Annotated in this window: 7 protein-coding genes; 6 read left to right on the top strand and 1 reads right to left on the bottom strand. The window is 72.2% G+C overall.

Annotated features, from left to right (window positions below):
• The first annotated feature begins 80 nt into the window (after positions 1-80).
• Positions 81-1,043: a helix-turn-helix domain-containing protein gene (locus ACIQCZ_RS24380; RefSeq protein ID WP_402284796.1), complete on the top strand. Its 963-nt coding sequence runs from the start codon at positions 81-83 to the stop codon at positions 1,041-1,043.
• Positions 1,044-1,073: 30 nt separating this feature from the next.
• A complete protein-coding gene (locus ACIQCZ_RS24375; RefSeq protein ID WP_402284795.1) occupies positions 1,074-1,487 on the top strand; it encodes a peptidase inhibitor family I36 protein in 414 nt (137 codons plus the stop codon).
• A gap of 144 nt (positions 1,488-1,631) precedes the next feature.
• Here ACIQCZ_RS24375 and ACIQCZ_RS24370 read toward each other — a convergent pair whose 3' ends face one another.
• A complete protein-coding gene (locus tag ACIQCZ_RS24370) occupies positions 1,632-1,898 on the bottom strand; it encodes a hypothetical protein (protein WP_402284794.1) in 267 nt (88 codons plus the stop codon).
• Between the two features lie 465 nt (positions 1,899-2,363).
• Between ACIQCZ_RS24370 and ACIQCZ_RS24365 the strand changes: the two genes are divergently transcribed.
• The 4 genes from ACIQCZ_RS24365 (at position 2,364) to ACIQCZ_RS24350 (ending at position 10,480) form a co-directional block, all read left to right on the top strand.
• Positions 2,364-2,987 carry a hypothetical protein gene (locus tag ACIQCZ_RS24365; RefSeq protein ID WP_402284793.1) on the top strand — a complete coding sequence of 208 codons (624 nt, stop codon included), beginning with the start codon at positions 2,364-2,366 and terminating at the stop codon, positions 2,985-2,987.
• Between the two features lie 140 nt (positions 2,988-3,127).
• Positions 3,128-7,738 (top strand): cation-translocating P-type ATPase, encoded by a 4,611-nt coding sequence (locus tag ACIQCZ_RS24360; protein WP_402284792.1) that lies wholly within the window; start codon positions 3,128-3,130, stop codon positions 7,736-7,738.
• Between the two features lie 240 nt (positions 7,739-7,978).
• The gene (locus ACIQCZ_RS24355) at positions 7,979-8,737 is read left to right on the top strand and encodes a hypothetical protein (RefSeq protein ID WP_402285059.1); all 759 of its coding nucleotides are present in this window, start codon (positions 7,979-7,981) and stop codon (positions 8,735-8,737) included.
• 213 nt (positions 8,738-8,950) lie between these two features.
• Complete coding sequence (locus tag ACIQCZ_RS24350; protein ID WP_402285058.1) at positions 8,951-10,480, top strand: carboxylesterase/lipase family protein; 1,530 nt, start codon at positions 8,951-8,953, stop codon at positions 10,478-10,480.
• Positions 10,481-10,696 lie beyond the last annotated feature (216 nt).

Raw genomic sequence — 10,696 nt, 5'->3', positions numbered from 1 at the left:
CTAGTGGTGAAGGCACTTGCCGCACAACTGATCTCCGTGGCCCATTGCTGTCGCTGGCACAACTGGGCCACCATCCGTCCATGACTCCCGAGACACCGCAACTCACGGCGGCAGGAATCGATCCGTTCGACGAGAGCGTCTACCGCGCCGTTCTGACCCGGCGGACGGCGGCGCCTGCCGAACTCGCCGCGGATCTCGGCTGTTCGGCCGAGCGCGTCGCCAGGGCGCTGGACCGGCTCCGCGACCACGGGCTGGTCGGCCGGCTCGCCGGCTCCCGCCGCCGGTACGCCGCGATCGAGCCGGGCGCCGCCGTCGAGGCGCTGGTACGGACCAGAAGCAATGAGCTGGAGCGTGTCCGTTCGGCGGCCGACGAGCTGTCGCGGCTGTTCGCCGCCGCGCGAACCGGCGCGACCTGTGAGGACGAGGTGGAGATCACCACCGGCAGCGAGGCGCTCGGCCGCTGGTTCGTCCGCCTTCAACAGGAGGCCCACGAGGACGTGATGACCCTGGACCGGCCGCCGTACGCCCTGACGACCTCCAACCCGGTGGAGGCGACGGCGCTTGGCCGCGGCGTACGGTACCGCGCGGTCTACGCCCCCGAGGCCCTGGAATGGCCAGGCGTCCTCGACGACATCCGCGAACTGGTCCGGCACGGCGAACAAGCCCGCGTCATGCCCGGCCTGGGCATCAAACTCGCCATCGCCGACCGCAAGCTCGCCCTGATGCCGCTCTCCCTCGACCTCGACGACGTCCGCGCCGCGGTGATCCGCCCGTCCACCCTGCTCGATGCCCTCACCGGTTACTGGGAAATGTGCTGGAAGCAGGCCCTGCCGCTCAACGCCCCCGCCGAGGACCCCCTCGGTGAGGAGGACCGACTCGTCCTCACCCTCCTGGTCAGCGGCCTCAAGGACGAGGCGATAGCCCGTCAGCTCGGCTGGTCCGTCCGCACCATGCGCCGCCGCATCAGCCGCCTGCACGATCTCCTCGGCGCCGCCAACCGCTTCCAGGCCGGAGTGATCGCGGCCCGCCGCGGCTGGTTGTGAGACAGCACGACGGCAGCAGGTGGGACGGCAATGAGTGGATATGGTCCCGGCGCGCCGACCTCGGACAACCACGAATGCCGTGACGAGCACGTGTGCCTGTACGGGGGACATGTGGGCCGAGGCGCGACGCTCTCCACCCACGACGCCGTATCCGGCCTCCGCGCCGTGGGGTTCGACGACAGGGCGCGCGGTGCCTTCAACAGCACCAGTGACGACTGGTGCCTGTACGGAATGAGAATTTCGGCGGTGAATGGCGGCTCGTGGAGCCCGGTGAGGCCGGTCACCTCACCGGGGAGTCCGACCGGGCGGTGTCCTCGTCGGGGCCGGGGTCTGAAGGCGGCTGCTGACCGGTCTGCGGCCCTGGGTGTGAGATGTCCCGCTTCTGTGCCCGGGGCCGACAGGTGTCCGGTTCACGTCCAACGGTGGTGGCTCGGGCTCGTGTGATGCCGCCACGCCGCTCCTCACACCCTCCCGGGAGGTGCGTGTGCGCGCCGCGGACGTCCCCGTCCTGGCGTCGCCGCTCCACCTGTGCGGCGACTACCCGGAACACCGTTCGGCGGCCATGGGCGGTCGAGTCGGCAAGGGGATTCACGGGGTGCCGGACCGGGGGTTGTGGTCGGTCGTGCCGGTGTCGAGTGCCTGCCGGGCGAACCGCAGGGCGTACGGCAGTGCGGCCCGGGTGAGCGGGCCCGCGCCGACGGCGACGGCCGCGGCCAGGACCACGGGCTCCGCACACGCGACGGCGCGGAGCAGGGCGGCGGGAGGGGCGCACAGCCGGGCGGGCGGGCCGGGGAGTACGAGGGTCAGGGTCCGGTCGTCGGTACCGGCGCGCGGCCAGGTGAGTTCGATGCGCATGGGACGGCCTCCGCGGAAGTGGGGCTCGGCGCCTGCGGCCCGGAGGACGTCGCCATCGCGTACAGCAGGACAGCCCGGGCCCGGCGGGGGAACGCGGGGGCGGGCCGGCCGGCGTACGCGGGGGACCGCGGTCAGGCCGGAGGGGCGGTGAGGGGGGTGATGGTGGTGAGGGTCGGCTTTCTGGAATACGGATCGGGACTGGACCGGGCGCTCATGCCGTCACCTCCTCATGGCCGGGACACACGCACATGTCCGGAAACCGAAACGCCGGTCGGGCGTCTTTGCGGGCTCGTCCGGCGGAGAGAAACGGGCGGCGCGGCAGCCGCACCGCCGACTCCGCCATCCAGCGGATACGGGCATCTCCAAAGTTGCCGAAATTTTCGGATCTGGTCAAGGTTGTCGAAAAGGTGAGCTATGTCACGGCATCGCCGCATGTCTCGCCTGTCCTACGGAGGGAGATCGACCATGACTGACAGTTCCCATGCGCACGGCTCAGGGGACACGAAGGCGCGGCATCCCGTTCAGGAGACGCTGGCGCACCCCATGAAGATGGCGACGACGGCGGTGGAGAAGGTTCCCGGTGCCGACCGGGCCAAGGAGTTCGTCGACGGTGTGCTGGACTCCGTCGGGATCGTCTCGCCCCACGCACGGCGCGTCGCGGCGTACGCCGGTGCCGGGCTGCTCGGTGTGGTCGGTGTGGTCGAGTGGCCGGTCGCCGCGGCGGGCGCCGCCGCCGTATGGCTCACGCAGCAGCGTCCCAAGGACGCCGCGACGGTCCGGACAGCCGGCGAGACCCGTGCCGAGGGGGCGTCGACGAAACGCACCGCCAAGTCGGCCAAGGCGTCGACTGCGACCCGCAAGGCGAAGGCCCCCGCCGGTAAGGCGAAGGCCCCCGCCGGTAAGGCGAAGTCCCGTCCCGACAAGGCCAAGTCCCGTCCCGGCAAGGCCGGTTCGGTGACGGCGAAGACCCGTGCGTCCAAGTCTGCGAGCACCACGGGCACGGCCGGGGCACGCTCGTCCGGGCGGACCGCCAAGAGCGCCGCGGCCGAAACCTCACGCACCGGGGCGGGCGCGCGGAAGAAGACCTGACGCCGGCCCTCCGCCCGCTCCGACGCCGAACACCGCGACGACCGACCGGCGCGGCCACCGCCCGCTCGACGACCCCGCTCGACCGTTCCGACGACCGTCCGTTGCCCCCGGCCCGTACGGCAGGCCCGCGAAGGTGAGACATGCTGCTCCGCTTACTGACCGGGCTGCCCGCCGTGGTCGTTCAGAACGCCCTGGCGGCCCCCGTCGGGGCCACGCGCCGGATCGCCCCGCCGGCCACCGGCACGGCGCAGATGGCCGCCGAACTCGTGAGCACCGGTGCACGTGGCGTCGTGAGCGGCGCGGCGGCGGTGTCGGCGACCGCACTGCGGGTCGGCAGGGTCGCCCGCAATGCCATGACTCCTCGGACCGGTCACTGGCGTGCCGGGTCCCGCATGCACCTCGCGCTGCGGCAGCACCCGGAGGCGAGGAAGCCCGCCGTGGAGGAGGTCGGAGCCGTTTGCGAGAAGGTCGCCGTCGAACTGGCCGAACACCCCGATGTGCTGGTCGCCTACTGGGACAGCGGCCTGGAACGGCTGGTCGTGCAGACCACCGAGGGCGCGGTCGGTGAGCAGCTGGTGGATCAGGTGTCCGAAATCGCCGCCCGGCACGGGCTGATGCGCGTCGACGACCAGACACTGGAACACACGCACCCGGGTGCGGCCGGGGGTGTACGCGCCAATGCCATCGCCGTGGCCTGCGATGCGGCGGGCATCGCGACGGCCCTCGTGGCGAGGGCGGCCTTCTTGAGGACCGTCCCGGAGATCGTCGTGGCCGCGGCCGTCGTCATGCGGGAGGACTCCCGGGTACGGGCGGTCCTGAACCGCGCACTGGGTCCGGACCCGGCCGACCTGGTGCTCGCCGCCGCCCATGCGGCCGCCTGCGGGATCGGGCAGTCCCCGAGCCCGCTGCTGCTCGACGCGGGCTTGCGGATCGCCCAGCTGGCGGAATCCGTCGCCCAGCTCGCGGCGTTCGACGCGGTGCACGACACGCTGTGCGTCCCGGGCAGGCCCACAGTGGGCGGAGACGACACCGTGCGTCCGCCGCTGCGTTCGTGCCCCGGCGAGGACTACGCCGACGCCGCGATCAACGGAATGCTGGGCGGGGCCGCCACCGCGCTCCTGTTCACCCGCAACCTCGACGGGGCGGCGGAGACCGTCCTCGCGGGTTCGCCCAAGGCCGCGCGCTACGGCCCGGCGGCCTTCACCGCAGCACTCGGCAGCATCCTGGCACGCGAGGACGTGCTGGTCCGCAGCCCGGAGCGACTGCGTCGGCTGGAGCTCGTGGACACCGTCGTCCTGCATCCCGGAGCACTGCGCAGCATCCGGCGCACCGTGCTGGAGGTCCATCCCAGCAGGACCAGTTGGGACCACCGCCGGCTGTGGCGGGAGGCCACCGCGGCACTGAGCCCGCCCGGGGACAGGGCGGCGACGTCCCGGACCAGGAAGCCGGGAATCGGCCTGCGCCCGGTGCCCGACGGGGCGGCGTCGGACGCCGAACCGTCGGACACGGGCCTGATGATCGCGTCGGTGCGCGGCATCGATGTCGGCACGGTCCTGGTCGGCCGGGAGCTCGACCCGATGGCCGAGGCCGTGCTGGACGCGGCGCGCCGGGCCGGCCTGCACGTCGTCGTACCGGACGACCACTCGCTCGGCGAGTTCGGGACCCTGGCCGACCAGATCGTCCCCTCCGGGGTTCCGCTGACCGAGGTGGTGGCCGGTCTGCGCGACGGCGGGCGGACGGTCCTGACGGTGGCACGCGTGCCGGCCGACCGGAGGGCGACGGAAGGGGCGCCGACCGACGCGGCCCGCGACGTGCTCGAAGGGCTGCTCGGCAGCGACATCGCTGTGGCCGTCGCCGACGAGCGCGGCGCCGTCGTCTGGGGCGCGGACGTGCTGCCGCTGCGCGGCCTGGAGGGCGCGTGGCGGTTGCTGTCCGCCGTACCCGCGGCACGGGCGGCCGGTCGCCGGGCCAAGTTCCTCGCCGAGGCGGGTGCCACGCTCTCCGAACTTCTGGTGCTCACCCGGGGGGCCCGGACCCAGCCGGTCCCCTTCCCGCTCGAACTGCGGATCAGTCCGGTCAGCATCGCCACCGCCGCGGCCCTGGTGTCCGGCTGGTGCGGCGCGCTGGGGGCCGCTTCCGGTGCGCCCCCACACCCCGGGCGGCGGGTGCCGTGGCACGCGCTGCACCCGGAGGAGGTCATGGCCCGGCTGGCGAGGGCGCCGCGGGCCGCGCCCACCGCGTGGGCGGTGGTGCGGGGCCGGGCCGGCCACGCACTGAACGCCGCGGCCACTCACCCGGCCCTCGCGCCGGTCAGGGTCGGCACGCGTCTGGCGGGCGCGACCTGGGCCGAACTCGACGACCCGTTCACTCCCGTCCTGCTGATCGGCGCCACCGCGTCCGCGCTGCTGGGGTCCGCGGTGGACGCGTTCCTCGTCGTCGGAGCCGTCACGGGGAACGCACTGGTCGGCGGAGTACAGCGGCTGCGCGCCGAGAGGGCGCTGGCCGAACTCGCCACCGGGCAGCGGCCCACGGCCCGGCGCCTGTCCGACGTGTCGGCGGACGAGCCGTCCGTCGTCGAGGCCGGACGACTGGTACCCGGCGACGTGATCGAGCTGCGCACCAACGACGTCGTGCCGGCCGACGCACGTCTGCTGGAGGTCAGCGGCTTCGAGGTCGACGAGTCGTCGTTGACCGGCGAGTCATTGCCCGCGCACAAACAGGTGGCACCCGTGGCGGAGGCATCCGTCGCGGACCGCAGCTCCATGGCGTTCGAAGGCACCACGGTGGTGGCCGGGCGCGCCCGCGCCGTGGTGGTGGGTACCGGCGACCAGACCGAGGCCGGCCGCGCGGCGTCCCTCGCCGCCCGGGTACCCGCCTCGCCGGGGGTCCAGGCGCGGCTGCACCAGCTGACCCGCCGGGCGCTGCCCCTCACCCTCGCAGGCGGCGCCGCGGTGGCGGGTCTGTCCCTGCTGCGCGGCCGCCCGGTGCGCACCGCGCTCCAGGGCGGGCTGGCGGTCGCGGTGGCCGCCGTCCCCGAAGGCATGCCCCTGGTGGCGACGGTGGCGCAGATGGCCGCGGCGCGGCGGCTCAGCGGGCTGGGAGTCCTGGTCCGCACGCCGCGCAGCCTGGAGGCCCTGGGACGCGTGGACACCATGTGCTTCGACAAGACCGGGACCCTCACCGAGAACAGGTTGCGGGTCGTCCGTCTGGTCACCGCCACCGGCGCCGAGCACCCGCCGTCCGGCCCCGAGGCGGAACAGATCCTTCGCGTCGCCGCCCGGGCCTGCCCGCGCGTGGCCGAGCAGCCGGGCGTCCACGCCCACGCCACAGACGAGGCCGTCCTGGCGGCTGCCCCGCGCGAGACCGGGTGGACCGTCGTGCGGGCCCAGCCCTTCGAGGCGAGCCGGGGCTACGCGGCCGCCGTCGGAAGGGAAACGGACGGCAGGGACACCCTGGTCGTCAAGGGAGCTCCCGAGGTCATGCTGTCGTGCTGTCCCGACGCGGACCCGGCAACCGTCGACAGGGCGCGCGCCCTTGCCGCCCGGGGCCTGCGACTGCTGGCCGTCGCCCGGCGCCGCCTCGCGGCCGAGGAGGCGGCCGAGGTGCTGGACAAGCCGCTCGAACTGCTGGAGCTCGTCGGGTTCGTGGCGCTCGCCGACCGTCCTCGTGCCAGTTCGGCCCCGCTCGTGGCCGGTCTCGGCGACGTTGGCGTACGCCCCGTCATGCTCACCGGCGACCACCCGGAGACCGCCCGTTCCGTGGCGGTGGCCCTGGGCTGGCCGTCGGACGTGACGGTCGTCACCGGCGACGAACTGGCCACGCTCGACCGGGCGGGGCGAGCGCGTCTGCTCCGGGACTGTGGTGTCGTGGCCCGCGTCGCACCCGAGCAGAAGCTGCTGGTGGTCGAGGCTCTCCGGGAGTCGGGACGCGTCGTGGGGATGGTCGGAGACGGCGCCAACGACGCCGCCGCCATCCGCGCCGCCGACGTCGGGGTCGGCATCGCGGCGCGTGGGTCGGCCGCCGCGCGCAACGCCGCCGACCTCGTGATCACCAACGACGAGCTGTCGGTTCTCATCGATGCCATCGGTGAGGGCCGTGCGCTGTGGCGCAGCGTGGCCGACGCGATCAGCATCCTGCTCGGCGGGAACGCCGGCGAGGTCGGCTTCTCCGTGCTGGGCACCCTGCTGTCCGGTACGTCGCCGCTGTCGACGCGTCAGCTGCTGCTGGTCAACCTGCTCACCGACATGTTCCCGGCGATGGCGGTCGCGGTCACCCCCCACGATCCGGAACCCGCCGGTGAGTCCGTCGCAGTCCTCGACGCCCCCGTGGGCCTCGCCGTCCTCGGTCCGCCACTGACCCGCCAGATCCTTCATCGCGGCCTGATCACCGGAGTCGGTGCGACCGTCGCATGGCTGTTCGGCGCACTCACCCCGGGCTCGGTCCGGCGCACCAGCACGATGGCCCTGTGCGGTGTGGTCGGCGCCCAGCTCACCCAGACCGTCGTCGGACGCCGCCACAGCCCGCTGGTGCTGGTCACCGTCGTCGGCACGGCCGCCGTGCTCATCACCCTCGTCCAGACGCCGGGTGTCAGCCACTTCTTCGGGTGTACGCCTCTGGGACCGCTGGCGTGGACCGGCGTGGCCGTCGCCGTCGGCGCGGCCGCCTGCGGGCCCCGCGTACTGCCGCACGCCGACCGGCTGCTGTCCGACCTCGCTTCGCGGGTGCGTCCCGTGGTGCGGTTCGTCCGCTGAGGGCTGTCCGCGTACCGCGGTCGCCCGGCCGGCGCCGGAGACACCGCAGCCAAAGGCGGTGGAGTCCGTCGACGGTCAGGTGATTCGACTGTCGCTGATCTCGTGACCGTTCGGCCGGGCCGTCGCAAACGGCTGGGGGAGAGGGTGACTGCCGTGACGATGGTGAATGGCACCCGGTAGGGTTGTGATCTTCGGTTGGCGGAAGCCACCCGGAGTCCCCCTGAGGCTGTGCCGACGACGATGAACCTCGACGACACTCCCGCACGGCTCCGGCTCGACCGCGCTCTGGAAGGCCTGGACGTCACCTTTCGTGGAATGACCGCCCGGAGCGACGAGACCCAGTGTGACTGCCACTGGGGCAGTGACGAAGAGCTTGCGCGACTGAAGGTCCCGGACGTGGTGCTCGACCCGGACCTTCTGCGTCGCACCTGGGATGCCCCCGACTGGAACGACCATGGCGCGGTGCTGCGACGTATCCTGCCTCAATTCGCCGGGGCGCTGGTCCGTGGCCTCGTGGAGCCCATGTTCGGCATGTACGAGGTCGGACGTTCGTTCGCTCGTGGCCACTGGCGGCAGTGGCCCGCGCACCAGGACGCGGCGGTCTGGGAGTTCCTGCATGCCTGGTGGGCTCGCACCCTCGCTGAATCGGATCCCGTCGTTCCCGTGCATGAGGTCCTCGCGCTATGCGCCGAGGCATCGGGCACGCTCAGCCCCTGGCTCACCACCTGGGAGGCACTCGAACACCGCGTTGCCGACCGGCATCTGGCCGAGGCGGCTGCCCACTGGGAGTACGAACTGCTGGGTGATCAACTTCCATGGGAGGCGTGGGAGAACGCAGATGCCCTGCGCGCCGGGCTCGCTGCCTGGCTGGTCCGTCACGCCCCTGCGCGGCTCCAAGGCCAGGATGTTTCCGAGGAACTGCTTCACCGGATACGGCTCATCGGGCTCACCGGCCCCGCCCGTTGGGAGGACCCGCACTGGCCCGGCCACCGCTACTGAGCCGGCTTCGCCGCGCGGCCTTCGTTGCTTCGGCTGATCGGACGGGCCGACCACCACGACGTGGAATCCGGAGAGCTTCAGCCCGCCGCTGATTGACATCGCAAGTGTGTCAATCGGTCGGATTTCGGTGTTGGTGCCGGACCCTGCCTCCCAGGCAGGCTGGGAGCCGTGTTCGACGGAATGCTCGAATTGATGTCGCTTCGAGCAACCGACATGTCCGTGTGGTGGAGGAAGACCGTGGATGTCCGCACAACGAAAGACGGTTTGGTCAGGGGCCGTCGGCCGGCCCCCGATATCGTGGCATTCCTCGGTATTCCCTATGCAGCCGCGCCTTTTGGGGCCAACCGCTTCAGAGAGCCGCGTCCGGTTCGGGCGTGGGAGGGTGTCCGTGAGTGCCAGGACTTCGGACCGGTGGCCCCGCAGTCCGCGCGGCTCCCGGAAGCGCCGTTCTGGTCGCCCGGCGAGGAGGACATCCTCACACTCAACGTCTGGGCTCCGGCATCCCACAACGGACCGTTGCCGGTTCTTGTCTGGATCCACGGTGGTGCCTACACCTTCGGCTCTTCCGCACAGCCCGACTTCGACGGCACCGCCCTGGCCGGTGCCGGGCTGGTGGTGGTGACCTTCAACTACCGACTTGGTTTTGAAGGCTTCGGTCATATCCCGCCCGGTGCCGAGCCGCCGTACCCGGAGAACCGGGGCCTGCTCGACCAGATCGCCGCGTTGCAGTGGGTGCGCGAGAACATCGCCGCCTTCGGTGGCGACCCGGCGAACGTCACGGTGGCGGGGCAGTCCTCCGGGGCGGCTTCGGCCGCCTGCCTGATGGTGATGGACCGGGCACGCGGGTTGTTCCGCCGCGTCATCGCACACAGCGCCGTCGGCCCTTGCTGCTCACCGGAACTCGCAGCTGAGACCACCCGCAGGGTTGCTGCGGCAGCCGGTGTCCCCGCCGCCTCCACGTGCCTGAGGTCCGCGACCCCGCACGCATTGGTCGTGGCTTCCGATCGTGTGGTCGAAAGCTACCGGCAGGATCCGGGTTCCGGGCCCCGCCACTACAACCCCGTCATCTACGGTCCGATCGTCGACGGAGACATCCTGCCCAGCGACCCCCTGTCCGCGATGGCAGCCGGGGCCTCGGAGACGGGGGCGGACCTTCTGGTGTCCCACACCCGTCAGGAGTACTGGTTGATGGACGCCGTCGGCAGTAGTGCGAAGGTCACCACCGACGAACAACTGACCGCCTTCGCCCGGGACTTCCGCCTCCCCGATGACCTGGTACAGGGCTACCGGGACCTGATGCCCGATGCCCCGGTCCTCGACATCCATCTTGCGATCCTCGGCGACCTGCTGTTCAGCGAATACACCAATCGGCTGGCAGAGCGGCACGCTCAAGCCGGTGGCCGAGCGTTCACATCCTGCTTCGCCCGCCACCGCAAGGGCCCCGAGGGAGAGGTACGCGCCTGGCACTGCGCCGACATCCCCTTTGCCTTCGGCAACCTCACCCTCAAAAGCGTCGAATTCCTCATCGGAGGTCCACCCGATGCCGCGGACCATGAGCTGTCCCAGCGCATGATGGGCGCGTGGGTCGGCTTCGCGACCACTGGTGAACCCGGATGGGCCCCCCTCAACGGTCCGACGACAACTCCCCATGTCTGGGACACCGCAGACAGCCCGGCCGCAGCACACAACACCGCGGCCCGTGCCCTGTGGCGCGACGTGGATTTCTCACCCCTCGGACCCTGAACCGAAAGTCGGGTTCGCAGGAGCCGAGGGAGGCAGCACAGCCACATGTCCCCGCCCGGAACGGCCGCTCCGGATCGGGATGCTGGACCGGGTGGCCCTGCCCCGGGTGGCCCTGCCCCGGGTCGCGTCGCCCCCGGCCGAGTGCGCATGAGCCCGACAGTCCCTGGCCTCGGCCGCCGAAGCGGTGGCCTCGGCAGAGGCTCCGAGCTGCCGGGT

Source organism: Streptomyces sp. NPDC093149 (assembly GCF_044754145.1).
Lineage (GTDB): Bacteria > Actinomycetota > Actinomycetes > Streptomycetales > Streptomycetaceae > Streptomyces.
This window is presented reverse-complemented; position numbering and strand designations above follow the sequence as displayed.

Bases quoted from the DNA above. Each gene is read 5' to 3' on its own strand.
- ACIQCZ_RS24380 (WP_402284796.1), top strand. From the start codon at position 81: ATGACTCCCGAGACACCGCAACTCACGGCGGCAGGAATCGATCCGTTC.
- ACIQCZ_RS24375 (WP_402284795.1), top strand. From the start codon at position 1,074: ATGAGTGGATATGGTCCCGGCGCGCCGACCTCGGACAACCACGAATGC.
- ACIQCZ_RS24370 (WP_402284794.1), bottom strand. From the start codon at position 1,898: ATGCGCATCGAACTCACCTGGCCGCGCGCCGGTACCGACGACCGGACC.
- ACIQCZ_RS24365 (WP_402284793.1), top strand. From the start codon at position 2,364: ATGACTGACAGTTCCCATGCGCACGGCTCAGGGGACACGAAGGCGCGG.
- ACIQCZ_RS24360 (WP_402284792.1), top strand. From the start codon at position 3,128: ATGCTGCTCCGCTTACTGACCGGGCTGCCCGCCGTGGTCGTTCAGAAC.
- ACIQCZ_RS24355 (WP_402285059.1), top strand. From the start codon at position 7,979: ATGAACCTCGACGACACTCCCGCACGGCTCCGGCTCGACCGCGCTCTG.
- ACIQCZ_RS24350 (WP_402285058.1), top strand. From the start codon at position 8,951: ATGTCCGTGTGGTGGAGGAAGACCGTGGATGTCCGCACAACGAAAGAC.